Source organism: Halorientalis persicus, from assembly GCF_900110215.1.
Lineage (GTDB): Archaea > Halobacteriota > Halobacteria > Halobacteriales > Haloarculaceae > Halorientalis > Halorientalis persica.
The window spans coordinates 125,999-148,797 of the sequence record NZ_FOCX01000008.1 but is presented as its reverse complement, the minus strand read 5'-3'; the positions used below and the strand labels follow the sequence as shown (position 1 = coordinate 148,797).

The following is a 22,799-nucleotide window of genomic DNA, read 5'->3' as shown; positions in this document are numbered from 1 at the left end:
GCGAGAGTGGTCGAGGTGATGGATCGGAACGTGCGGCTCGTCGGCGTCCCGATGGACCTCGGGGCGGACCGACGTGGCGTCGACATGGGACCCTCGGCCATCCGCTACGCGGGTCTCGCCGGAGAGATCGAGGGGCTGGACGTTGCCTGTACCGACGGGGGTGACGTACACGTCCCGCGACCCGAGGGAACCGACCCCGACGCCGGCGCTCCTGTGTCGGGCGACGCCAAGTTCCTCGCCGAGTCCGAAACCGTCTGTACCCGTCTCGCCCACGAGGTCGCCGACGCCGTCGCTGACGGGGACTTTCCCCTCGTCCTCGGCGGCGACCACTCCATCGCCATCGGGACCGTCAACGGCCTGTCCCGCGAGGCCGAGACCGGCATCGTCTGGTTCGACGCCCACGGCGACTGCAACACGCCCGCGACGACGCCCAGCGGGAACGTCCACGGGATGAGCCTCGCCGCCATCCTCGGCAAGGGATCCTTCGCCGACACCGACTGGGCCCCGGCACCGAACGTCGCCGAGGAGAACGTGGCGCTGGTGGGCCTCCGAAGCATCGACGAGGAAGAGCGCTCGAACATCCGTGACAGCGACGTGACCGCCTACACCATGACCGACATCGACGCCCGCGGCGTCACCGAGGTCGTCGCCGAGGCGCTCGATATCGCCACCGACGGCACCGACGGCGTCCACGTCAGTCTCGACCTGGACTGGCTCGACCCCACCGAAGCCCCGGGCGTCGGGACTCCCGAACGCGGCGGCGTCTCGTACCGCGAGGCCCACGCCGCGATGGAGATTATCGCCGAACGCGCCGCCGAACCCGGCCGGCTGGCGAGCATGGAACTGGTCGAGGTCAACCCGATCCTCGACCAGCACAACACGACCGCCGAACTGGCCGTCGAACTGGCCACGAGCGCGCTCGGGAAGAGCATCCTCTAGACGGGGAGAATCCGACCGACCACCCCTTGCAACTGCAAGCCGTCCCGGTATCCGGACCGATATCGTAGACCGAACACATGGTCGACGTGATGGGGCACGTGGCGATGGGGTTGCTGTGGGCGGCCCCGGCGTGGTTCTGCTGGCATCGGCGTGTGACCCTCGTGTTCCTCGGGATCGCGGCCGGCGCGGCACTGCTGCCCGACGTGGATCTCTGGATCGAGAAACTGGCACCGGCGGTGATCCACCACCACGGCGTAACCCACACCGTCGTCTTCGTCGCCGCACTGAGCCTCGCGGTCGGCGCGGTCGTCGCGACCCAACGGCGACCGCTGGACCGCTGGCTGTGGCGCGAGTCGGTCACGGCCCGGGCGTCGTTCGGATTCGTCGCCGTGGCGGTCCTGGTCGGTGGCCTCAGCCACCTGTTCGCCGACGTACTCTCCTCGCCGGACATCTCCCAGCCGCTCGAACCCTTCTGGCCGGTCTATCCCGAACCCGTGATCGTGGACCTGATCTGGTACAACGCCCCGCTCTGGAACGTCGGCCTGTTGGTCGCCACCCTTTTGGGTCACCTGCTACTGGCTCTGCTCGTGCAACCGTTCGATCACCCCTACCGGATCACCGATGGATAACCACCTCTCGCGTCTCGGCGAGGACGGCGTCGCCGCGTCACGCATAGTGTGAACGTATTCGCACTCGCACGCGGGATCGGCGTCACGGACCTCCTGCACGGCCAGGCCGGAACCGTCGGCGTCGCGCTGTTCGCCCTGCTCACGCAACTGGGTGACGTGTGGTTCCTCTTCGTCCTCGGCGGCGGGCTCTACGTCGCCGGGAGTGCGGTCCCGCGTCTGGCGGTCGACCGCCGCCAGGGACTGTTCGTCTTCGCGCTCGTGGTGACCTACGTGACACTGGTCAGCACGCTCAAACCGCTGTTCGGGCTCCCGCGACCGCCAGGGGCCAGCGAGGCCCCAGCAGTGGGCTGGCTCCCGCCGATCCTGACTGCGGTGTTCGAGAACATCACCACCGCGTCCAGTTCCGGGTTCCCGAGCGGGCACGCACTCGGGACGACGATGGTCTGGGGCGGGGTCGCGCTCGTCCTCGACGGTGTGCGCGAGCGCGTGCGGTTCGGCCTCGCCGGGGTCGTCGTCGCGGTCGTCGCGACCTCACGACTCGTCCTCGGCGTCCACTACCTGGTGGACGTGATCGCCGGCGTCGGACTCGGGCTGGTGATCCTCGGCGCGTGCTACTGGCTCGCCGACGGCGGGACCGATCCCGGCCGCGTCCTCGGCGTCGCGGTCGCCGTCGGCGTCGTCGCGCTGTTCGTCGACGGATCGGCCATCAGTGGCGCTGCAGCCGGTGCGGCCTTCGGGTCGTGGCTCGTGTGGCGTCGCGTCGCCGACATCGTCCCGATCCGCGCGACGAGCCGCGGGGACGTGGTCGCCGGGGTCGCCGTGCTGGCGGTCGTCGGGACGCTCGCGGGAGTCCTGTACGTCCTCGCACCGTCCGCACCGGTCGCGTTCGCCGGCGGCGCGGTCGTGGGCGGGAGTGCCGTCGGCGCGCCGCTGGCCGGCACTCGGCTGGCCTGACGCCGGGAAAACTCCTTGTCGCCGGTGGCCGACGTGGGTCGCATGGACTTCGAAAGCAAGCGGCTGATCGACCTGAGCGTCGGCCTCGAACCCGGCGTCGAAAGCGAACCGTTCCCGCCCGAGATCGAGTACATGGACCACGAGGCGGGCGCGGCCCAGCTGGCCGGCAACCTGCAGGCGCTGGGCCACGACGTGGCGGGCGCGGAGTTCCCCGACGGCCAGGGGCTCGCGTGGGAGGAGATCACGGCGATCCCCCACGCCGGCACCCACCTCGACGCGCCGTGGCACTACGGGCCCGAGTGTGACGGGGAACCAGCGAAGACCGTCGACGAGATTCCGCTGGAGTGGTGCTGTGGCAACGCCGTGATCCTCGATTTCAGGGAGCTGGAGGCGGGAGCCGAAATCACACCCGAGATGATCGACGAGCGACTGGCCGACCTCGATCACGAACTCTCGGCGGGCGAACTCGTCTTCGTCGAGACCGGCGCTGACGAGCTGTGGGGTGAGCCGGAATACCTCACGGAGTTCCCCGGGATGGGTGCGGCCGCGACGAGACACCTCGTCGAGCAGGGCGTGAAGGTGATCGGCACGGACGCCTACGGCTTCGACAAGCCCTTCGACGAGATGGGGCGGCGCTACGTCGAGACCGGCGACGAGTCGGAACTCTGGCCCGCCCACTTCGCCGGCCGCGAGGTCGAGTACTGCCAGATCGAGAAGATGGCCAACCTCGACGAACTCCCCCGCCGGACCGACGTGCCCGTCGTCACCTTCCCCGTGAAGATCGAGGACGCGAGCGCCGGGTGGGTCCGTCCCGTGGCGATGGTCGAGGCGTGAGGCGACGGCGGGTCAGGCGTCCTCGACTTCTTCGCCGGCGGCCCCGTCGCCGTCGTCGCTCGGTTCGGTCCAGTACGCGAGGACGGTCATCGTGCCGATTTGCGGGACGCCGACCAGCACCGTCGCGAGGCCGCCACCGAAGAAGCCGAACTGCCGCGACAGGCCGAACACGCCCAGCAAGAGGAGGAAAAAGGCCAGCGAGATGCCGTAGCCGCCCATGCGTCGCCAGCTCTGCCGGACCGCGCCCGTGACCGACGCGCCGCGTACGGCCAGCGGGAACGCGACGAACAGGCGGACAGCGACGAACAGGAACAGGACGAACGCCGGGGCGACGAGGATGGGGACCACCAGAACGAGCGCCACGACGGAAAAGAGCGCCAGCCCGAACCCGACCACGTAGCCGACCGCGCGTGCAGCGGCCGCCCTATCGAGCGCCCGGAGGCCCGGACGGAGGCCGCCCTCGTACATCCCGGCGACGGCGACCGCGCCGGCCAGCGCGGTGGTCCCGGTCGTGAGGGCGGCCAACAGCGCCCGTTCGGCGAGCCAGCGGAGCTTGAGTCCCCAGAGGGCGGGAAGCGGCGTCGTCACGCGGCGCTGTTCGACCGGCAGGAACGGAAGTTGGAGATCGACGCCGGTCCCGGTGAGTGATTCCGTCGTCGTGACCGGGACCGGGTCGACGAGCATCGCCTGTTCGACGCCGACGATCACGAAGCCGGCGAGGAGGAAGGGGACGAACAGCGCTGGATGGCTCAGAAAGACACTCGTCGCGTGGCTGAAGGCTCTCGTGACGCCACCTCCACCGGCTTCGTCACGCGAGGCGAGGCCGGGAACGCGATAGGGCACGGTCAGGCACCTCCGAAGGCGGTGAGACCGTCTCCATCGGCGAGGTAGAATCGGCCATCACCGGGAGCGGGCTGGGAGATGATCGCGTCGCGTTCGATCCACCACAGCCGTTCGCCGGTCGTGGCGTCGAATGCGGCGAGTACGTCGTTGTCCGGCTGGAGAACGACACCACCGGCGACGATTGGGCCGTCCGTGTCCTGACTCACTGTCGAGAGCGGGGCGTCCCAGAGTCGCTCGCCGGTCTCGGGGTCCAGCGCGACGAGGGCGTCGCCGTCGTCGTCGAGGACGCCGGTTCCGGCGGCGTAGACGGCAGCCGGCGTGACGGCAGGTGGTGTGAAGAACTGGCCGTGTTCGCCCGACGGTGGTCCGCTCGTCCAGAGTCTGTCACCGCCGTCGGCGTCCATCGCGACCAGCCCGGTCTCGTGACCGACGTACACCCGCCCGTCGGCGACGACAGGACGAACGTCTGGCCTAATGTCGGGGACGGACTCGCTCCAGCGCTGGGTCCCGTCCGCGACCGCCAGTTCCAGAACCCCGTCGAAAGTGACGGCGTAGACGCCGTCGCCGGCGACCGACGGCCCGCTCGCGTACTGTCGGTGCTCCGACCAGCGGATCGATCCGGAACTGGCGTCGATGGCGACGATACCGTCGTCGGCGACCAATACCGTCTCGTCGGCGACGACCGGCGGCTCTCGCCAATCGCCGCCGAGGTTCAGCGACGCGACGGCTGGGTTGTCGGGCTGTTGCCCCGTGGACCAGCGCCGTGCCAGCCCACGCCCGTCGACAACCGGCAGGTCGGGGCTCCCGTCGACTCCGACCGCTCGGAGTCCGTATTCGGACGCCGCGACGAGACTCGGCGTCACGTAGGCCCGCGCGGATGCGACCGCCGGGGTCGAGAGAAACGGTTTCGCTCCGTCGTCGGCCGCGATCCGAAACAGTCTGTCGCCGGACCCGGCGTCGAACGCGGTCAGTGACCGGCGGGCCACGAAGACGCGTCCATCGTAGAGGATCGGTCCCGGCGTCCTGAGACCCACGTCGTCGAACTCGTAGCGCCACCGCTCGGTCGGTTTCGACCGTGGCACGCTCGCGTCCGGGGCGTGTGCGGTTCCGGCGGGATCGTGGCGGTGCATCGGCCAGTCGGGACCGTCGGTGCCGTCGTCGCCGGTGGCGGCGAGGGTTCCAGCACCGAGTCCGAGGGCACCGATACCCGACAGCAGGGCGCGTCTGGTGAGGGGAGGGCGGCGTGTCACGCGGGCCCCTTCCCACGCCACCGAGTACTACCTTGTGGTTCAGTGACCAGTCAGTCGTCAGCCGGCGCCACCGGCTCCCCGTGTTCGATCTCGGTGCCGAGTATGTCGAGGAACTCAGAGAGCCACTCGACGTGGTCGCTCCAGTCCTGTCCCGTCACGAGGTTGCGGTCGCGGGTCACCTCGTCGACCCACGAACAGCCCGCCGCCTCGACCTCGGCCCGCACGGCGGGATAGGTCGTCATCTCGTAGCCGTCCAGCACGTCCGCGGCCGCGAGGATCTGTGGCCCGTGACAGAGCGACGCCACCGGTTTGCCGGCCTCGAAGAAGTGCTGGACCGTCTCGATCACCTCGTCGTGTGTCCGCAGGTACTCCGGCGCACGTCCGCCGGGGACGACCAGCGCGTCGTAGTCGGCCGGGTCGATGGCGGCCATCGTCTCGGTCACCGCGAAGTTGTGCCCCCGGGCTTCCATGTAGGTCTGGTCGCCACGGAAGTCGTGGATCGCCGTCTTGCAGGTGTCGCCCGCCTCCTTGTCCGGACAGACCGCGTCGACCTCGTGGCCGACGGCCTGGAGGGTCTGAAACGGCACCATCGTCTCGTAGTCCTCCCCGAAGTCGCCGACGATCATCAGGATCTGCTTGCCAGTCATGGTGAATCCGTGTTCGGCTGGAACACGGTGTGAGATAACGGGTGGCACAAGCATAAAGCTAGCCGGGGCGGGAACGGGGGCGGGCCGGGGCCTCACAGTTCGAATCGCATCGCCAGGAACCCACCGAGTCCGACCGCCGTGCCGGTGAGCAGACCGACGGCAGGGTAGCGGGAACCGGGCAGGAGGCCGGCGGCGGCCGCCAGCGGCACGAGGAGACAGAGGGCGAGGACGACACCGATCACGGCGTCGGTGTCGACACGGATGCTGAACCGATCCGTGTCTCCCCAGAAGTACAGGAGCGAGCCGCACGTCCCGAGCGCCAGGGCGATAGCCGCGGAGCCGACGACGCCGCGGGCCGACCCCGCCTGCTCGGCGAAGGTGATCTGTGCGAGCAGCGGGACGTAGGCCGCCCCCAGGACGAACACGGCCGTGTGTCTCGATCCAGCGTACCGTTCGAGTCCGCCGCCGAAGACGGCGACGACCGGTACCGTCAGGACGAGTTTGAACAGGCCCGTCGTAGTGAACGGGGCGACGACCCAGCCCGGGGACGACGGGCGAATCGACTCCATGACGAACCAGTGTATCGGGTCGGCGACGATCGCCAGCGAGACCGTCCAGCACAGGAACGCCACTGGAAGCGACACAGACAGGGCGGTCGTCACCGGAACGGCTCCGTATCGTGCCCCCACGAATCGTCCCACCGTCTGTCGATTCCGGCCGTCGGCGATATACGTGTTACGGATCCGAACGTTCCGGCGCGCCGATCACCCGAGCAGGCCGGGCACGTCGCCGATGCTATCGAGGACGTGATCGGGCGTCACGTCGGCGTCGGCCACGTCGTCGCGGTCGGCGGCTCCGGTCAGGACGAGGGCGGTCGTCATCCCGGCGCGTTCGCCCATCGCGATGTCGGTGTCGAGGCGGTCACCGACGAGCAGGCACTCGCCTGGCGGGACGGCGAGTGCGTCCCCGACGGCGTCGATGGCTTCCGGCGAGGGTTTGCCCATCACGCGATCCGGTTCGCGGTCGGCGACGGCCGCGACGGCACCGATGATCGCCCCCGAACCCGGGACCGACCGGCCGCCCGAGGCCGGAACCGTCCGGTCGGGGTCCGAGCCGACGAACGCGGTTGTGGGGTCCTCGAGCGCGCGGAGCGCGTCGGTCATGTCGTCGTAGTCGAACTCCCGGTCCCAGGATGCGACGACCACGTCCGCGGCGGCCGGGTCGTCGATCAAGGAGACACCGGCGGCGGCCAGCTGGTCGTGTAGGCCCGGCGATCCGATCAGGAAGCAGTCGTCGCCGGCGTGTTCCGCGACGAGGTAGTCGGTGGTGACGGTCCCGGCCGAGAGGACCTCGTGTTCGTCGATCGCCAGACCCATGCCGGCGAGCCGGTCGACGTACTCGGCGCGCGTCTTGGTGGGGTTGTTCGAGCAACAGCACAGCGAGAGATCGCGATCCCGGATCGCGTCGACCGCCTCGGCCGCGCCGGGCAGGAGTTCGTTGCCACGGTAGACCGTCCCGTCGAGATCGAGCACCACGCCGCGGTATGTCATCGTCCCGAATCACGGACGGAATCGGCATAACGACCGCGGTCCCCGCGCGAGCGTCGAACCCGAGGCGAGTGGTGACGGTCAGGCCGGATCGACGCCCGTCACGTCGAACCGTGCCCCGCCAGCCGCGCTCTCGCCCACGTCGACCGTCCACCCGTGGGCGTCGCCGATCTGCTCGACGATAGCCAGGCCGAAGCCGGTCCCGTCCCCGGCCGTCGAGAAGCCCGTCTCGAACACCGTGTCGTAATCCTCCTCGGGGATGCCCGACCCGTCGTCGGCGACGTAGAAGGCGAGGGTGTCCTCGTCGTCGCCGGACCCGTCCGCGAACGTGCCGACCCGCACCGTGTCGGCACCACCGTGCGTGATCGCGTTCCGGAAGAGGTTGCTCAACAGTTCCTGTAGACGGCCCTCGTCGGCCAGGATCTCGGCGTCGCTCTCCACCACGAGGTCGGTGTCGTCGGCGTCGACGTAGGGCCAGACCTTCCTGGCGGCCTCGCCGACGCTCGTCGGCACGGGGTCGTCGACGGTGTCACCCTGCCGGGCCAGCGTCAGCACGTCCTCGATGAGCCGTTCCATCCGGTCGTGCGAGCGCTGGATCGCATCGAGTTCGTCCGGCGTCTCCTCGAACTCCTCGGCCAGCAGTTTCGCGTTCATCGTCGCGATGTCCAGCGGGCTCTGCAGGTCGTGTGAGACCATGCTCGCGAAGCGGTCGAGTCGTTCGTTCTTCCGTTTGAGTTCCCGGGCGCGTTCGGTCCGCTCGGTCACGTCGCGAGCGATCAACTGGAAGGTGTCGCGTTCGGTCCGGATGTCGACGGGGACGACGATGTTGTGGAAGTGCCGACCGTCGAGTTCGCTCTCGAAGGTGCGGGACTCGCCGGTTTCGAGTACCGCCTGCCCGGCCGTGAGCCACGACTCCCCCGTCTCGGGGAACTGCTCGGTGAGCGATGCGCCCCGCAACTGCTCGCGGTCTTCCCCGGCGAGGTCGGCCATCGCGGGGTTGGCCGCGACGATGGTTCCGTCGCGTTCGACCTGTGCCACCACGTCGGGCGTGTTGTCGACGAGCAGTTCGTAGCGTTGCTGGGTCCGCTGTTGATCGACCGCACTCGTGATCCGGTTGGCCAGTTGCTGGTACTGCTGGTCCTCGACGACTTCGAGTTTGAGGATGTAGTCGTCGACGCCGGCGGAGATTGCCTCGCTGGCGATTTCCTCGGTCCCGCGGCCGGTCAGCAGGATGAAAGGCACGTCGCCGTGTTCGGCCCGAACCATCTCCATCAGTTCCAGCCCGTCCGGCCCCGGCATCTCGTAGTCGCTGACGATACAGTCGATCTCGGCGTCGGCCAGCACGTCCATCGCCTCGTCGGCACCGGTCGCCCAGTGGGACTCCATCCCGTGATCCTCCGAGAGCGTCCCGGCAGTCATCTCGGCGAAGAACTCGCTGTCGTCGACCACCAGCACGCGAATGTCGTCAGTCATGGCTCGGCTCCTCCGTGAGAGAACGACACACACAGCGTGGGACGACTGACGGGCTGGCCATACGTACTACTCACATCGAATCGGGCCACTGTGAAATATCCTCGGGCGATTTTAGCGGTAGTGTTCAGATTAGCTGATTCCATGCGAAGGCGAACGATTGGAGCCAGTCGTCGGCTGTTTCTCGCTCGGCGTTGCTGAAACAGTTTGAGAACGAAGAGGTGCGGCGTTTTACCTCACGAAAGACACGTTCGACACTGTTCCGATTTCCATGGGGCTCGTATCTGAAATCGAGGCCGTGTCGTTGGCAGGCGTCTTTCAGTGGTGCTGCACCATCGACGAGAAACACAGCGTCGTCCACGTCGTGTTTCTCGCGGAGTTCGGCAAAGAATGCGTGAGCGAGAGCGTTCGTTCTCACCGGTTCAAGCTTTGTATGGAGTAATTCGTTCGTGTCGGGATCGACGGCGGCGTACAGCCAGTAGCGCTCGTTGTCGAGTTGGATCACGGTCTCGTCAACTGCAACGTGATCCGGCTGGCGTCCGTCTTGGGGCTGTAGATCGGCCTTGTGAACCCAGTTGTGAACGGTGGATCGTGCGCGTTGGACACCGAATACCTCAAGAAACGATACAGTATTCGAAAGCGAGAGTCCAGCCAGGTGTAGCTGAATACTGAGCTTCATCAGCAGTCGCGGTGTCGCTTCTCGCTCCACAAACTCTAACTCGATCTGGTCTAAACAGCCGTTGAGGCGGTCGGTTTTTGGCATAGAGCACTAAAAACCGCTCCCGCCTCACTTTTCAATCTTATCTGAACACCGCCATTTTAGCCCCGAAGCCGTCGCTCCCACCGCGGCCCGGCCCGTCGCTGGAGGAGGAGGCCGACGACAGCGGCGACCGCCGCGAGCGCGACCGCGGCGACGGTCGTCCCCGGGCCGAACGCGGGTTCGACCAGCGCGGCCACCAGCAAGGGCATGGCGACCACTGACAGCGCCGCCCCGAAGGCGAGAAAGCGCGGCGTGTCGAACAGGAGTTCCGTCGGTGAGAGTCCGGCGACGAACGCCGTCACGCCGAAGACGTACACCGAGAGCAGGGGGAGGACGGCGAGTCCGGACGCCAGCGCTACCGGGTCGTACCAGACCGCCGCGATGGCGAGATAGACCAGTCCCGCCGGCACCGAGAGCAGGAGGTACGCCCGGCGTTTCGCCGCGAGGACGGTCGCGACCGACACCGGATACCGGAGGTACTCGTCGGCGCTGTCGAACTGCGTCACCCAGCTGTAGGTGGTGAACGACCCCAGCCCGAGCAAGGTCCCGAAGGCCACGCCGGGTGATGGCTGGAGTCCCGTGGCGGCCGTGATCTGTCCCAGGAGGAGGGCCGTCACCGCGAACAGGACGCCCATCGAGAACAGGACTTTCCAGACGGAGCCACTGGACCGGCTCACTTCCAGAATGGCCCGCGTCGTCAGGCCGTCGTCGTCGCGGAGCCAGGATCCGAGCGTCGTGAACCGCTCGCTTGCCGTCCGGTAGGCCCCGCTGTCGGCCGGCCGGAAGAGGACGGGACCGAGGACGCCGAAGACCGCCACAGGGGCGAACCCGCGAACCCCGGCGAGGATCGACGGGTCCCGGTAGGGCGCGTACGGCGTGTACGCCAGCGCGTCGAACCCTGGCCAGACCACGGCGGCGACGACCAGCGCGACCGGGACCACCACCAGCCACCGGCTCCGGGTCGCCGCGCCCGCCAGCGTCAGCGAGAGCGTCACACCGAGTGCGAACGCACCGATCAGCGTCAGCCACAGCAGGGCGATCCGACCGGGCGCGAGGCCCGACTCCAGCGCCGTCGGGACCGCGGCGATGCCGATGGGTGCGATGAAGAAGCCGGTGTAGTAGAGCAGGTCCTTCCAGAGGAAGACGGCGAGCAGGCGGTTCCACGACACCGGGAGCGTCCGGGCCGAGAACACCAGCAGGGTCACGTCACCGAGCGCGTCGCGCAGTGCGTCCCGGCCGACGAGGCCGATGGTGCCGACCTGGAGTCCGAAGAAGAAAAGCAGGCCGTGCAGGCCGGCGACGATTGCGCCGAAGTCCGTGCCAGTATAGGAGAGGAGCGCGAACCCACCCGCCGAGAGGAGGGCGACGGCGACGGGGAAGGCGGCGAACCGCCGGCCGCCAAAGAGGTGTTCGTGGAGTCGCCACTCCTCGCGGAGCATCCGCCGGAACAGGTCGGTGGTGAGCGACATCGTCAGTGCTGGGCCGGACTGGCCGGCGTGTCGGCTTCAGCAGCGTTCACTTCCGTCCGGAACACGTCGAGCAGGCGCTCGCCCGCGGCCAGTTCGCGGGGGTCGCGCTCGGCGACGAGCCGGCCGTCGCTGACGATGGCGACCTGCGTGCAGAGTTCTTCGGCCACCTCGATGAAGTGCGTCGAGAGAAAGACCGTGTTTCCGCGCTCGACGTACTCGCGGAAGTGGCCCTTGATCTGTTCCTGCATGAGGGGGTCGAGGTTCACGAGCGGTTCGTCGATGAACACGAGGTCGGGTTCGTGGACGAACGCGGCCGCGAGCATCACGCGCTGGCGTTCCCCCTCCGAGAGGTCCGTCGACAGCGTGTCGAGCAGGCCGGCGAACTCGAAGCGCTCGGCCCACTCGTCGATGCGAGCGGTCACGTCGTCCAGGTCGCGGACGCTCCCGACGAACTGGAGGTACTCCCGCGGGGTCAGAAAGCTCGGCGGGTCCTCACGCTCCGGGAGGATGCCGACCGACTGCCGGACGGCGAGCGGATCGGCGACGGGATCGTGACCCAGCACGGCGGCCGTGCCCGAGGTGGGTTCGAGCTGGCCGGTCAGGATCTCGATGGTAGTGGTCTTGCCGGAGCCGTTCGGGCCGAGCAGGGCGAACAGTTCGCCGTCGGGGACGGTCAGTGAGAGGTCGACCAGCGCGTCCACGTCGCCGTAGCGCTTGGTCAGGCCGTCCGTCTCGATGGCGGTCATCCCTCGATGTATGTCGGGCCAGTGAGAAAAGCGTTGCCGGGGTTTCGTCCGGCGATGTGTTCCCCGGTCACACCTCGCGGCTCGCGGTTCCCGCTGGTCACCGCTCGCCCGTTCCGAGGCCCTCACTTCGTTCGGGCCGCGTGGTTTGAACGGCCCCACATCCGACGCCGAAGGGTTAGGCCAGTCCTGGGCGCATCACTGCCCAGAGTGGACCACGCGGTCCACGGGGGATCACCAATGACTGCCATCGACACCGACTTCGAGACGATTCGCATCGAGACACCCGGGAACTACGTCGGCCACCTCGTGCTGGACCGTCCCGAGGACATGAACACCGTCAGCGCACAGATGCTCGAAGAACTCGACGAGGCCGTCGACGTACTCGAGGACCACGAGGAAGTCCGGGCCATCTACATCACCGGTGAGGGCGAGAAGGCCTTCTCCGCCGGCGCGGACGTGTCCTCCAACGGCGCGATGGACAACCGCGAGGGCGTCGAACACTCCCGGTACGGCCAGCAGGTCTTCGGCAAATTCCGCGAGAGCGACCTGCCCGTGATCGCCGGCATCGACGGCTACGCGCTGGGCGGCGGCCTCGAACTCTCGATGTGTGCCGACCTCCGGGTCGCCAGCGAGTCCTCGGAGATGGGTCTGCCCGAACACAACCTCGGCCTCCTGCCCGGCTGGGGCGGCACCCAGCGCCTCCAGCGGCTCATCGGCGAGAGCGCCGCCAAGTACGTCGTCTTCACCGCCGAACGCATCCCCGCCGACCGAATGCACGAGCTCGGGTTCGTCCACGAGGTCTACGACGACGACGAGTTCGAGGAGCGAGCCCTCGAATTCGCCGAGAACGTCGCCGGCGGTCCGCCCATCGCCCAGAAGTACACCAAACGCGCGATGCGTGAGGGCTGGGACAACATGGAAGCGGGCCTCGAACTGGAGGCCAGCGCCTTCGGCCACCTGCTGGACACCGAGGACCTGAGCGAGGGCATCACCGCCTTCGTCACCGATCAGGAACCCGAGTTCGAGGGGAAATAATCGGCCACTCGGACTATTCCGAGTCGGTAAACACCATCTCCGCGATCTCGTGGCGCGTGTTCTCGTCGTCGTCGCCCTCGTACTTGTACAGTCTCCCGTCGTCCTCGTCGGCGGTCGCCTGGTGAGAGCCGTCACAGAACGGGTAGTCACCCGACAGCCCACACATACAGATCGCGATGTTCCCTTTCTCCTCGATGTCGCCCTCGTCGACGATCTTCGGCCCGGTCGCCTCGTGGGTAATCTCTCGTGTCACACGTTGACATAGCTCCAAGAGTCCAAAAAGCCGTGGGGTGATTCGGGACGGTACAGGGTCAGAAAGCGTAAGGGATGGCTGTTCGTTTGGGCCGGTAGCGATGGACACGTGGCAGCGCCGGACGGGATACTACGTTCTCGGACTCATCGGAGTCATGTTGGTGTATACCTTGCTCTATCGCTGGGCGAGCGCAACCTTCGAAGGGGATTTCTATACACTCTTCGAGTCGCTTCAGTTCGTCGTCGAGACGTTCACCTCGACCGGATACGGGTCCCACTCGCCGTGGACGTCCTGGCAGACCAACCTGCTCGTCATCGTGATGGATCTGAGTGGGGTCACCATGATCTTTCTCGCCCTGCCGGTCCTGCTCTTACCGCTGTTCGAGGAGATGATTTCGACGACGCCGCCGACGAGCGTCGAGGACATCGAGGACCACGTGGTCATCTGTTCGTACTCCCCGCGGATCGATATGCTCATCGACGAACTGGACGTGTTCGACGTGCCCTACGTCGTCCTCGAACCGGATCGTGACCGGGCGGCGGAGTTGATCGAGGATGGCGTCGACGCTGTCCACGGCGACCCCGAATCGACGGAGACGCTCGAATCCGTACAGCTAGAATCCGCCCGGGCGCTGGTCGCCGACGTGGACGACTCGACCAACGCCAGTATCGTCCTGACGGCCAAGGCTACCGACCCCGACGTGCGGTGTATCACCTTCGTCGAAGACCCAGAAATCGCCAGCTACCACCGTTACGCCGGGGCCGATCACGTGTTCTCGCCCCGGCGGCTCATCGGAGAGAGTCTGGCGAGCAAAGTGACGACCGGCATCACCGCCGAGGTGGGCGACGCCGTCGAGATCGGCGAGGACTTCGAGATCGTCGAATTGCCGATCCTGGCCGGCAGCGAACTGGTCGGCGAAACGATCGCCGAGAGCGGCATCCGCGAGCGAACGGGCGCGAACGTCGTCGGCGCGTGGTTCCGCGGCGAGTTCGTCAGTCCACCGTCAACGGACGCCCGGATCGACGAGCAGACAATCCTGCTGGTCGCCGGTCACGAGCGGCAACTCGAGCCGCTCAAAGAGATGACCCTCTCGGACGAGCGACGCCACCGCCGGGACCACGTCGTCATCTGTGGCCACGGGGAAGTCGGATCGACGGTCAGGGAACGCGTCACCGCCGACGGTGTGTCCTGTACCACGGTCGACAAGGAAGCCAACGGCGGCGTCGACATCGTCGGGGACGTGACCGAAAAGGAGGTCCTCCGCGAGGCCGGCGTCGACGAGGCGAGTACGGTGATTCTGGCACTGGCTTCGGACAGAGTGACCATCTTCGCGACGCTCGTGGTGCGGGAACTCAACCCCGAAGTCGAGATTATCGCCCGCGCCGACCAGACAGAGAGCGTCCGCAAACTCTACCAGGCCGGTGCGGACTACGTCCTCGCGCTGGCGACCGTCAGCGGCCGGATGCTCGCCTCGACGATCTTCGAGGAAGACATCATCTCCTACGACAAGCAAGTCGAAGTCGTGCGGTTCAAACCGGGAACACTCGTCGGCGAGACGCTCGCCGGAGCCGATATCCGCGCCGAGACCGGCTGTACCGTGATCGCGATCGAGCGCAACGGCAAGGTGATCACCGATCTCGCACCGGACTTCGAGATCCGGGACGGGGACGACGTGATCGTCGCCGGCCCCGACCAGAACATCACCGAGTTCGCCGCCCGCTACGAATAGACCTCGCCGAGCCAGTCCGGTTCCTCGACCGTCGTCGAACCGATCTCGGAGAAAGTCGCGCTGGCCTCGTACCCGAACGAGAAGCCCTCGTCCGAGCCGGAGGTCGCGCTGAAGGTGGCCTCGTGGATGACGCCGTCCGAGTCGACGAACACCGTGCCCTCGACCTCCGTGTCACTCCCGATGTTCAGTTTCGCGTCGGGCGTCGAGACGACGGTTTCGAGGTCGTAGCGGACGAGTTCGGTTCCGTTGCGGTCGACCACGTCGGTGGCGTTGTACTCGCCCGACCCGAGGATGGTCCGCAACAGCGCTCGGCCGGTGAAGCTGTCCGGCGCGGTGTCTGCGTAGGGCGCGTCGACCGCGGTCGAGGCGGCCCCGTACTCGACGCCGGCGGACCCGTTGACGCGATAGGCCGCCGTTCCGTCCGTGAGGTAGGACGTGAACGTGTCACCGGAGTCGCCGCCGACGATCCGCGTCAGCGTCTCGTTACTGTCCGCCTCGTGTTCGATCGTGTACTCGATGCCCGCGCTGGCGGAGTTCTGGCTCCCGCCCGCGGAGAATCCCTTCGTGCCCGAGAGCGTCACGCTCGATCCCGAGAGCGCGGCCTCGTGTGCGTCGAGCAGGGTGGTGACGTTCTCGATCCCGGAGGGCGTCGCCCCGGCCGGGTAGGCGAAGGAAGTCACCGTCGCCGTATTCGAGTCGAGTGCCGCCTCACCCGAGTCGGTTCCTGCGTCCGTGGTCGTTCCCTCCCCACCGGAGAGCCCCCCCGTACAGCCCGCGAGAGCGACGAGGAGCGTCACCGCCAGCGTCGCGAGAACTCGCTTTCGCATATCATCCTATCGGCAATCGCCTTTTGTAAACGTATCGCTCACGTTATCTTTGCTGAGAGACGAGCGAAAGGAGGTTACGACCGATGTCCGAGCCGGCGCCGGACCCACAGCGCCGTCGCGACGGTCCAGCCGGCCAGCGCCGCCGCCCCGACGACCTCCGGCAGGGCCAGCCCCGGTCGGCTAAACTCACCGGTGGCCGCCCAGACGGCCCACGCCCCAGAGTTCAGGACGCCGAGTCCGACCGTCGCGACGCCGCGAGTCCGATCACCGGCCAGGAGATTGCCGGCCCCGTACACCCACAGCGCCAGCGAGAGGAGAACGTAGAAGGAGATGGCGACGAGAAAGTGCGTGTCCTGTGGAAGCGGGAACACGCCGATCAGGGCCATCGAGAGCGACGTGAGCCCGAACAGGCCGATGCCGGCGAGTTCGACGAGGTTGCGCGCGGCCAGAAACAGGGCGTACCCGAGCCCGAGCGCGACGAGGCCACCCGCGATCAGGCCACCGTTGAACAGGAGTCGCGTCAGGTCCGTCGCGACGGGGCCAGTCGGTCCGCCCAGATCGGAGAGTGCGTTCCCGGTCCAGGCGAACGACGGCGAGACCAGTGTCGCGAGCAGGACACCCACGAACGAGAGGACCGGGGCGATCAGCCCGGCCCAGACGCTCGCCCGCTCGACAGTGTCGGTCATGGGCCTGCTGTCCGGACGGCGCGTAATCAACGGTTCGGTCTCCAGAGCGCCCGTTCGGTCGCGCTGACGGTCGTGCATCCACCGCTCACGATGACGCGCCTTTTTTCTACGCCCGGCCCCGAGGCCGGAGTATGCGCGGGTACGATCGTCGGACGTTTCTGGCCGCGACTGGAGCCGCCGTGACGGCGCTGAGCGGGTGCACACAGTTGCCCGGGACGCGCGACGCGCCGGGCGCGAGCGAGGGTGACGGCACTGGAACCCAGAACGGCCCGCAAACACTCGACACGCTCGACGTGGGCGGCTCCCCGGGTGAGACGATGCCCGTCGTGCCCGACGGGACCGTGACGCTACTGGATTTCTTCGCCACGTACTGTGCGCCCTGCAAGCCACAGATGGCGGAGTTGCGCGAAGTCCGGTCGGCGTTCCCGGACGTGCATATGCTGTCGGTCACCTGGGAGCGCGACGCGGCCACCGTGCGTTCGTTCTGGCAGGAGTACGACGGGACCTGGCCCGTCGCGATGGATCCCGAGGTCGAGACGGGACCAACCTACGACGTGCAGGCACTGCCGACGATGCTGATCGTCGACGCCGAGGGGACCGAGACCTGGCGGCACAAGGGGCTCGCCGAGGCGGCGACCATCGAGTCGGAACTGGAGGCGGCCCGGCAGTGACGGAACTCGGGGTGGCCCGGCTGACCTACGCGTTCACCCTCGGGACCGCCACCTTCTTCGCCCCCTGTGCGTTCCCGCTCCTGCCCGGCTACGTGGCGTACTATCTCGGGACGTCGGAGGGGGGGACACCCGAACGCTCGCGGACGGCCCGCATCGGTCGCGCGGTGGGCGTGGGTCTGCTGGTGAGTCTCGGGTTCGCGCTGGTGTACGGCGTGCTCGGCCTCTTGCTGGCCGCGGTCGGGCCGCGGATCCGCGAGCAAATCGCCGCGCTGGAGCTCGTCGTGGGACTGACGCTGATCGTCGTCGGGGGCGTGATGGCGACGGGACGGTTCCAGGCGACGACGTTCCACGTCCCCCTGCCCGAGCGCCGGCGTTCGGCGGCGGGGTACGTCCTGTTCGGCGTGGTCTACGCCGCGGCGGCCGCGGGGTGTACCGCCCCGCTCTTTTTCGGCGTGGCCTTCGCCGCGGTGACGACCGGCCCCGCCGCCACCGTCGGAACACTGGGCGCGTACGCCGCCGGGATGAGCGTCCTGATGATCGGCGTCACGACCGCGACCGCACTGGGACGAGACACCGTGGTACGACGGCTGTCGGCGGCGACCGGCCGCATCTCACAGGTCGCCGGCCTCGTCGTCGTGCTGGCCGGGCTGGTTCAGTTGTACTACTTCCTGGTCGTCTTCGACGGGCTGTCCACGCTCGGATTGGCCTGAGCCGTCACTCGCCGGTGGGATAGATATCGAGCGAAAAATCGGCCGACGACAGCGGATCAGTGCTGGTCGCTCTCGGCGTCGAACAGCCCCGTGATCGGCACCTCGTTGTCCGTCGCGAAGGTCAGCGGTGCGCCGCCGGTCTGGTCGTCGGTTGTCGTGGTCGTGGGTCGAGCCGTCGGGGTTGGTGTGCGTGTACTCATTGTGGATGTCTGCGAGCCGCGTGATTTCGGGACCGATACGGATACGGATCAGGGAAGAAGCGTACAGCGCCCGCGTACTATCGGTCTCATCGTGACACGTAGGTGTAGCTCGTAGTCTGTAATAAATGTTCCTGCTAGATCCACAGTCCGGGAAGCGGAGCGTAGAGGGCGGGACGCCGACGGTGTCAGTCGTGTCGGTCCAGTTCGGCGAGCGCGGCCTCGAAGTGGTCGGTCCCGATCAGCACTTCGTCGGCGCGCGCGGTGGCCTCGTCGGGCCCGTGTTCGCGGGCGAACGCGCGGATGGCCCGCATCGAGGCGTCCCGAACCAGGGCGTCGAGTTCCGCCCCAGAGAACCCCTCGGTCTCGGCGGCCAGATCGACCAGCGACACGTCGTCGGCGATGGGTTTCTCGCGTGTGTGGACGGCAAGAATCTCCCGGCGGGCGTCGGCGTCGGGGTCCGGCACCTCGATGTGTTCCTCCAGCCGTCCCGGACGGAGGAGGGCTGGATCGAGCGCGTCCCGGCGGTTCGTCGCCGCCAGCACCACGAGATTCGGGTTCTCCGCCAGCCCGTCCAGTTCCGTCAACAGCTGTGAGACGACCCGTTCGGTCGCTTCGCCCGTCTCGCCGCGCCGGCCGGCGATGGCGTCGATCTCGTCGAAGAAGACGATCGAGGGGGCGGCCTGTCGGGCGCGCTCGAACACCTCGCGGACGGCCTTCTCGGACTCGCCGACGTACTTGTCGAGCAGTTCCGGGCCGGCGACGTGGATGAAGTTCACGTCACTCTCGCCGGCCAGCGCCCGCGCGAGCAGGGTCTTCCCCGTGCCCGGCGGGCCGTACAGCAGGACGCCCGAGGGCGGGTCGGTCTTCGTGGCCTCGAACAGTTCCGTGTAGGCGAGCGGCCACTCGACGGCTTCCGTGAGTCGGTCCTTGGCCTCCGCCAGCCCGCCCACGTCGTCGAAGGCGACGCCCGGCGACTCGGCGACGTACTCCCGCATCGCGGAGGGATCGACCGCCGCCAGCGCCGCCTCGAAGTCTTCGCGGGCGACGACCGGTTCCTCGCGAGTGCGCCGCAGCGCCGACATCGCCGCCTCGGTGACGAGTGACTGAAGGTCGGCACCGACGAACCCGTGGGTCCGGGCGGCCAGTCGGTCGAGGCCGACGTCGTCCCCGAGCGGCATCCCGCGGGTGTGGACTTCCAGGATCTCGTGGCGGCCCGTCTCGTCGGGGACGCCGATCTCGATCTCGCGGTCGAACCGGCCACCACGCCGGAGCGCGGGGTCGATGCTGTCGACCCGGTTGGTCGCGCCGATGACGACCACGCGGCCCCGGTCTTCCAGCCCGTCGAGCAGAGTCAGCAACTGGGCGACCACGCGGTTCTCCATGTCGGCGTCCTCGTCGCGCTGGCCGGCGATGGAGTCGATCTCGTCGAGAAAGAGGATCGCCGGGGCGTTTTCCTCGGCCGCCTCGAAGGCCTCGCGGAGGCGTTCCTCGCTCTCGCCTTTGTACTTCGAGACGACTTCCGGACCCGAGATGGTCCGAAAGTGGGCGTCGACCTCGTTGGCCACGGCGCGGGCGATCAGCGTCTTCCCGGTGCCGGGCGGGCCGTACAGCAGGACTCCCTTCGGTGGGTCGATCCCGAGCCGGCGGAACAGGTCCGGTTCCGAGAGCGGGAGTTCGATCATCTCCCGTACCATGTCGAGTTCGCCGTCGAGGCCGCCGATGTCCTCGTAGGTCGCACCGAGGTCTTCGGCCTGCTCGCCTGCCTCGGCGTCGGGTGCGTCGTCCGGGATCGCGTCCTCCGGGGCGGAGCCGTCGCCCAGGTCGAGGTCGATGCCCGGCAGGACGGTGACTTCGGTGTCTTCGACGACCCGGACGGGGCCGTCGGGGTCGGTCAGGGAGACGACCACGACCCCGAGGCCGTCGACGTGGACGCGCTCGCCTTCCCGAATCGGGCGGTCGAGGAGGGCGTCCGCGACGAGCGCGTCGGTGTCGCTATCGTCCGGCGGCGACTCGGTGGGTCGGACCGAGACGATGCCGGCTTCCTCGACGGAGGTGGTCGCGACGGTGACGGTGTCGCCGACGTTGACGCCGGCGTTTGCTCGCGTGTCGGCGTCGATGCGGACCACGTCGTCGCCGTCGTCGGTGGGCCAGACTTTCGCGACGGTCTCGCGCTCGCCGCGGACGACGACGGGGTCGCCACTGAGGACGCCCAGTCGACGGCGTGCGGGTTCGGGGAGGCGTGCCACGCCGCGACCGGCGTCGCGCTTGTCAGCGCCGGCGACGGTCAGCTCGACGCCGTGCTCGTCGCTCATGCGCGGTCGTAGTCGCCCCACCGTCAAGAGGTTTCCCCGGAGAAACGCATATACCGCCGGGCGTACCACTTTCCCGCATGGTCGTGCAAACGCAGCGCGACGACGTGACCTGGTACAAATGCGAGGAGTGCGGACTCATGTTCGACGACAAAGAAGACGCCCGCGCCCACGAGAGCGACTGCGACGGGGAGGAACCCTCCTACATCCAGTGAGTCCCCGCTCAGCACCGCGTGTTTTCTCAGCGTTCGCGGGACGTAAGCCGTTTGTCCGTCCGTAGCCAACCGGCCAACAGTGACCGACAGCGACGACACCGGCGGCACGGATGCCGAACGCGAGAGTGACCAGCACGGCGACTCGTCAGCGGTCGACGAGAACGGCGACGAGGCGGCTCTCCTCGACGCCGAGACCTTCGCCGACGTAATCCAGGATATCGGGCGGCCCGTCGTCACCGCCAGCCACGTCGCGCAGGCCCTGGACTGGACCCAGGAGGAGGCCAGCACCGAACTGGATCGGCTGGCCGACGAGCGCGCGGTCGACCGCCTCGACGTATCAGCCGATCCCGTCGTCTGGTATCCCACGGACTGGGCGGACCTCGTCGACCGCGAACGGGTGATCCTCTTTCCGGGCCGCCGCGAGATCGTCATCGACCACCCGACGCAGTTCACGCGGGCACAGCTCTCGCAGTTCGCCCACCTCGTCGACACGACCCACCGCGGCGGGTACCTCTACGAACTCCGTCGGGAGGACATCTGGGGCGCGCCCTACGACGACTTCGAGGATTTGCTCGGCACCGTCAGGGACGTACTGCCCGAACGGTCGCCCGAACTGGAGGCGTGGATCGAAGACCAGTGGAAACGCGCTCATCGGTTCACACTCCGCACGCACGAGGACGGCTACGTCGTCCTCGAGGCGGCGACGGACTCGCTGATGGGCAACGTCGCCCGCGAGAAACTCGACGAGGGACAGCTCCGGGCGGCCATCTCCGACACGGAGAGCTGGGTCGCCGAGGAGGCCGTCGCCGAGGTCAAGCGCACCCTCTACGAGGCCGGCTACCCGGTGCAGGACGAGCGCGACCTCGACACCGGCGACGATCTGGCCCTCGACCTGACCCTCGATCTCCGGGACTACCAGCACGAGTGGGTGAGCGAGTTCCTGGAGACAAAATCCGGTGTGCTGGTGGGTCCGCCCGGCGCGGGCAAGACCGTCGCGGCACTTGCCATTTTGGCCCGCGTCGGCGGGGAGTCGTTGATCCTCGTCCCCAGCCGCGAACTCGCCGGCCAGTGGCGCGAGGAGATCCTCGCGCGGACGACGCTGACCGAAGAGCAGGTCGGCGAGTACCACGGCGGCGAGAAGACCGTCGCACCGGTGACCATCGCCACGTACCAGACCGCCGGGATGGACCGGCACCGGCAACTGTTCGACAGCCGCGAGTGGGGGCTGGTCATATACGACGAGGTGCACCACATTCCCGCCGCGGTAGCGCGACGGAGTGCGGACCTCCAGACAAAACACCGCCTCGGGCTGTCCTCCTCGCCCGTCCGTGAGGACGACAGGGAAGAAGAGATCTACACGCTGATCGGACCGCCCATCGGGACCGACTGGGACGCCCTGTTCGAGGCCGGCTTCGTCGCCGAACCGGAGGTCGAGATCCGGTACGTCCCCTGGGACGACGAGGACGCGCGCAACCAGTACGTCAGCTCCGACGGCCACGAGCGCCGGCAGCTAGCGGCGTCGAACCCGGCCAAGATGGCGGAAGCCCGCTACATCCTCTCCCGGCATCCCGACAAGAAGGCGATCGTCTTCTGTGACTACCTCGATCAGGGCCGGGCGCTGTCGGCCGCCCTCGACGTGCCGTTCGTCAGCGGCGAGATGCCACACAGCCGGCGCGAGCGACTGCTGGGCGAGTTCCGGCGTGGCGATCGCGACACGCTCATCGTCTCACGGGTCGGCGACGAGGGGATCGACCTGCCAGACGCGGAGTTGGCCGTCGTCGCCTCCGGACTGGGCGGGTCGCGCCGACAGGGTGCCCAGCGAGCCGGCCGGACCATGCGCCCGGAAGGTAGATCCCTGGTCTACGTGCTGGCGACGCGGGGAAGCCGCGAGGAAGATTTCGCACAGCGTCGGATGCGCCACCTCTCCTCGAAAGGCGTCCGCGTCTCCGAGGCCGAAGCGGAGGCGGTCACCGACGCGGATGCGGATGCCGACGGCGTGAGTAAAGGAGACGCTGCCGACGGAACCGAAGGCACCGGCGACAGCGATACCGACAGCGACAGCTAACGGCTTCGGGA

24 protein-coding genes are annotated in these 22,799 nt (G+C 68.0%); 10 read left to right on the top strand and 14 right to left on the bottom strand.

Features of this window, described 5'->3' with window-relative positions; all coding sequences use genetic code 11:
• Nucleotides 1–18 precede the first annotated feature (18 nt).
• From rocF to BMX17_RS10895, 4 genes are all read left to right on the top strand, one after another.
• A complete protein-coding gene (gene rocF, locus BMX17_RS10910; RefSeq protein WP_092659904.1) occupies nt 19–939 on the top strand; it encodes an arginase in 921 nt (306 codons plus the stop codon).
• A gap of 77 nt (nt 940–1,016) precedes the next feature.
• Entirely contained in the window at nt 1,017–1,568 is a 552-nt protein-coding gene (locus tag BMX17_RS10905; protein ID WP_092659902.1) for a metal-dependent hydrolase, read from the top strand.
• Nucleotides 1,569–1,616: 48 nt separating this feature from the next.
• Complete coding sequence (locus BMX17_RS10900; protein WP_092659900.1) at nt 1,617–2,522, top strand: phosphatase PAP2 family protein; 906 nt, start codon at nt 1,617–1,619, stop codon at nt 2,520–2,522.
• A 42-nt stretch (nt 2,523–2,564) separates the two neighbouring features.
• Nucleotides 2,565–3,356, top strand: a complete 792-nt coding sequence (locus BMX17_RS10895) for a cyclase family protein (protein ID WP_092659898.1) — start codon at nt 2,565–2,567, stop codon at nt 3,354–3,356.
• A 12-nt stretch (nt 3,357–3,368) separates the two neighbouring features.
• On the opposite strand, the gene BMX17_RS10890 is transcribed toward BMX17_RS10895, so the two are convergent.
• The 9 genes from BMX17_RS10890 to BMX17_RS10850 all read right to left on the bottom strand — a co-directional run bounded on the left by BMX17_RS10890 (nt 3,369) and on the right by BMX17_RS10850 (nt 12,088).
• Complete coding sequence (locus BMX17_RS10890) at nt 3,369–4,199, bottom strand: hypothetical protein (RefSeq protein ID WP_092659896.1); 831 nt, start codon at nt 4,197–4,199, stop codon at nt 3,369–3,371.
• 2 nt (nt 4,200–4,201) lie between these two features.
• A complete protein-coding gene (locus BMX17_RS10885; protein WP_139203471.1) occupies nt 4,202–5,449 on the bottom strand; it encodes an outer membrane protein assembly factor BamB family protein in 1,248 nt (415 codons plus the stop codon).
• A 50-nt stretch (nt 5,450–5,499) separates the two neighbouring features.
• Nucleotides 5,500–6,096, bottom strand: a complete 597-nt coding sequence (locus BMX17_RS10880; protein WP_092659892.1) for a DJ-1/PfpI family protein — start codon at nt 6,094–6,096, stop codon at nt 5,500–5,502.
• Between the two features lie 92 nt (nt 6,097–6,188).
• The gene (locus BMX17_RS10875; protein ID WP_139203470.1) at nt 6,189–6,797 is read right to left on the bottom strand and encodes a hypothetical protein; all 609 of its coding nucleotides are present in this window, start codon (nt 6,795–6,797) and stop codon (nt 6,189–6,191) included.
• Nucleotides 6,798–6,860: 63 nt separating this feature from the next.
• A complete protein-coding gene (locus BMX17_RS10870) occupies nt 6,861–7,646 on the bottom strand; it encodes an HAD-IIA family hydrolase (protein WP_092659888.1) in 786 nt (261 codons plus the stop codon).
• Nucleotides 7,647–7,724: 78 nt separating this feature from the next.
• Entirely contained in the window at nt 7,725–9,116 is a 1,392-nt protein-coding gene (locus BMX17_RS10865; protein WP_092659886.1) for a response regulator, read from the bottom strand.
• A gap of 124 nt (nt 9,117–9,240) precedes the next feature.
• A complete protein-coding gene (locus BMX17_RS10860; protein ID WP_092659884.1) occupies nt 9,241–9,876 on the bottom strand; it encodes an IS6 family transposase in 636 nt (211 codons plus the stop codon).
• A 56-nt stretch (nt 9,877–9,932) separates the two neighbouring features.
• The gene (locus BMX17_RS10855) at nt 9,933–11,342 is read right to left on the bottom strand and encodes a hypothetical protein (protein ID WP_092659882.1); all 1,410 of its coding nucleotides are present in this window, start codon (nt 11,340–11,342) and stop codon (nt 9,933–9,935) included.
• A gap of 2 nt (nt 11,343–11,344) precedes the next feature.
• Nucleotides 11,345–12,088, bottom strand: coding sequence for an ABC transporter ATP-binding protein (locus BMX17_RS10850; protein WP_092659880.1), 744 nt, complete (start codon nt 12,086–12,088; stop codon nt 11,345–11,347).
• A 237-nt stretch (nt 12,089–12,325) separates the two neighbouring features.
• Here BMX17_RS10850 and BMX17_RS10845 point away from each other — a divergent pair, with 237 nt between their 5' ends.
• Nucleotides 12,326–13,123 (top strand): enoyl-CoA hydratase/isomerase family protein, encoded by a 798-nt coding sequence (locus tag BMX17_RS10845; RefSeq protein ID WP_244514982.1) that lies wholly within the window; start codon nt 12,326–12,328, stop codon nt 13,121–13,123.
• 13 nt (nt 13,124–13,136) lie between these two features.
• Here BMX17_RS10845 and BMX17_RS10840 read toward each other — a convergent pair whose 3' ends face one another.
• On the bottom strand, nt 13,137–13,376 hold the full coding sequence (locus BMX17_RS10840) for a CDGSH iron-sulfur domain-containing protein (protein ID WP_092659876.1): 240 nt from the start codon (nt 13,374–13,376) through the stop codon (nt 13,137–13,139).
• A 100-nt stretch (nt 13,377–13,476) separates the two neighbouring features.
• On the opposite strand from BMX17_RS10840, the gene BMX17_RS10835 reads away from it, so the two are divergent.
• The gene (locus BMX17_RS10835) at nt 13,477–15,105 is read left to right on the top strand and encodes a potassium channel family protein (RefSeq protein WP_092659874.1); all 1,629 of its coding nucleotides are present in this window, start codon (nt 13,477–13,479) and stop codon (nt 15,103–15,105) included.
• Here the strand turns inward: BMX17_RS10835 and BMX17_RS10830 are convergent.
• Together BMX17_RS10830 and BMX17_RS10825 are read right to left on the bottom strand one after the other, a co-directional pair.
• On the bottom strand, nt 15,096–15,932 hold the full coding sequence (locus tag BMX17_RS10830; protein ID WP_092659872.1) for a DUF7537 family lipoprotein: 837 nt from the start codon (nt 15,930–15,932) through the stop codon (nt 15,096–15,098). The genes BMX17_RS10835 and BMX17_RS10830 overlap by 10 nt on opposite strands.
• 74 nt (nt 15,933–16,006) lie before the next feature.
• Entirely contained in the window at nt 16,007–16,618 is a 612-nt protein-coding gene (locus BMX17_RS10825; protein ID WP_170845388.1) for a DUF998 domain-containing protein, read from the bottom strand.
• Between the two features lie 131 nt (nt 16,619–16,749).
• On the opposite strand from BMX17_RS10825, the gene BMX17_RS10820 reads away from it, so the two are divergent.
• Entirely contained in the window at nt 16,750–17,289 is a 540-nt protein-coding gene (locus tag BMX17_RS10820; RefSeq protein ID WP_092659868.1) for a TlpA family protein disulfide reductase, read from the top strand.
• Nucleotides 17,286–17,999, top strand: coding sequence for a cytochrome c biogenesis CcdA family protein (locus BMX17_RS10815; RefSeq protein WP_092659866.1), 714 nt, complete (start codon nt 17,286–17,288; stop codon nt 17,997–17,999). The genes BMX17_RS10820 and BMX17_RS10815 overlap by 4 nt, the downstream gene beginning before the upstream one ends.
• A 56-nt stretch (nt 18,000–18,055) precedes the next feature.
• Here the strand turns inward: BMX17_RS10815 and BMX17_RS26065 are convergent, their stop codons facing one another.
• Both BMX17_RS26065 and BMX17_RS10810 read right to left on the bottom strand, forming a co-directional pair.
• Entirely contained in the window at nt 18,056–18,199 is a 144-nt protein-coding gene (locus BMX17_RS26065; RefSeq protein WP_170845387.1) for a hypothetical protein, read from the bottom strand.
• A 185-nt stretch (nt 18,200–18,384) separates the two neighbouring features.
• Nucleotides 18,385–20,511: an AAA family ATPase gene (locus BMX17_RS10810; protein WP_092659864.1), complete on the bottom strand. Its 2,127-nt coding sequence runs from the start codon at nt 20,509–20,511 to the stop codon at nt 18,385–18,387.
• Between the two features lie 77 nt (nt 20,512–20,588).
• Between BMX17_RS10810 and BMX17_RS27285 the strand changes: the two genes are divergently transcribed.
• Together BMX17_RS27285 and BMX17_RS10805 are read left to right on the top strand one after the other, a co-directional pair.
• Entirely contained in the window at nt 20,589–20,723 is a 135-nt protein-coding gene (locus BMX17_RS27285; protein ID WP_280141379.1) for a DUF7128 family protein, read from the top strand.
• Nucleotides 20,724–20,802: 79 nt separating this feature from the next.
• Nucleotides 20,803–22,788, top strand: a complete 1,986-nt coding sequence (locus BMX17_RS10805) for a DEAD/DEAH box helicase (protein ID WP_092659862.1) — start codon at nt 20,803–20,805, stop codon at nt 22,786–22,788.
• Nucleotides 22,789–22,799 lie beyond the last annotated feature (11 nt).

Coding starts and splice junctions, on each gene's coding strand:
- BMX17_RS10830 (WP_092659872.1), bottom strand. CDS start 15,932: ATGCGAAAGCGAGTTCTCGCGACGCTGGCGGTGACGCTCCTCGTCGCT.
- BMX17_RS10880 (WP_092659892.1), bottom strand. CDS start 6,096: ATGACTGGCAAGCAGATCCTGATGATCGTCGGCGACTTCGGGGAGGAC.
- BMX17_RS10860 (WP_092659884.1), bottom strand. CDS start 9,876: ATGCCAAAAACCGACCGCCTCAACGGCTGTTTAGACCAGATCGAGTTA.
- BMX17_RS10835 (WP_092659874.1), top strand. CDS start 13,477: ATGGACACGTGGCAGCGCCGGACGGGATACTACGTTCTCGGACTCATC.
- rocF (WP_092659904.1), top strand. CDS start 19: ATGGATCGGAACGTGCGGCTCGTCGGCGTCCCGATGGACCTCGGGGCG.
- BMX17_RS10855 (WP_092659882.1), bottom strand. CDS start 11,342: ATGTCGCTCACCACCGACCTGTTCCGGCGGATGCTCCGCGAGGAGTGG.
- BMX17_RS27285 (WP_280141379.1), top strand. CDS start 20,589: ATGGTCGTGCAAACGCAGCGCGACGACGTGACCTGGTACAAATGCGAG.
- BMX17_RS10820 (WP_092659868.1), top strand. CDS start 16,750: ATGCGCGGGTACGATCGTCGGACGTTTCTGGCCGCGACTGGAGCCGCC.
- BMX17_RS10845 (WP_244514982.1), top strand. CDS start 12,326: ATGACTGCCATCGACACCGACTTCGAGACGATTCGCATCGAGACACCC.
- BMX17_RS10895 (WP_092659898.1), top strand. CDS start 2,565: ATGGACTTCGAAAGCAAGCGGCTGATCGACCTGAGCGTCGGCCTCGAA.
- BMX17_RS10850 (WP_092659880.1), bottom strand. CDS start 12,088: ATGACCGCCATCGAGACGGACGGCCTGACCAAGCGCTACGGCGACGTG.
- BMX17_RS10905 (WP_092659902.1), top strand. CDS start 1,017: ATGGTCGACGTGATGGGGCACGTGGCGATGGGGTTGCTGTGGGCGGCC.
- BMX17_RS10865 (WP_092659886.1), bottom strand. CDS start 9,116: ATGACTGACGACATTCGCGTGCTGGTGGTCGACGACAGCGAGTTCTTC.
- BMX17_RS26065 (WP_170845387.1), bottom strand. CDS start 18,199: ATGAGTACACGCACACCAACCCCGACGGCTCGACCCACGACCACGACA.
- BMX17_RS10870 (WP_092659888.1), bottom strand. CDS start 7,646: ATGACATACCGCGGCGTGGTGCTCGATCTCGACGGGACGGTCTACCGT.
- BMX17_RS10810 (WP_092659864.1), bottom strand. CDS start 20,511: ATGAGCGACGAGCACGGCGTCGAGCTGACCGTCGCCGGCGCTGACAAG.
- BMX17_RS10825 (WP_170845388.1), bottom strand. CDS start 16,618: ATGACCGACACTGTCGAGCGGGCGAGCGTCTGGGCCGGGCTGATCGCC.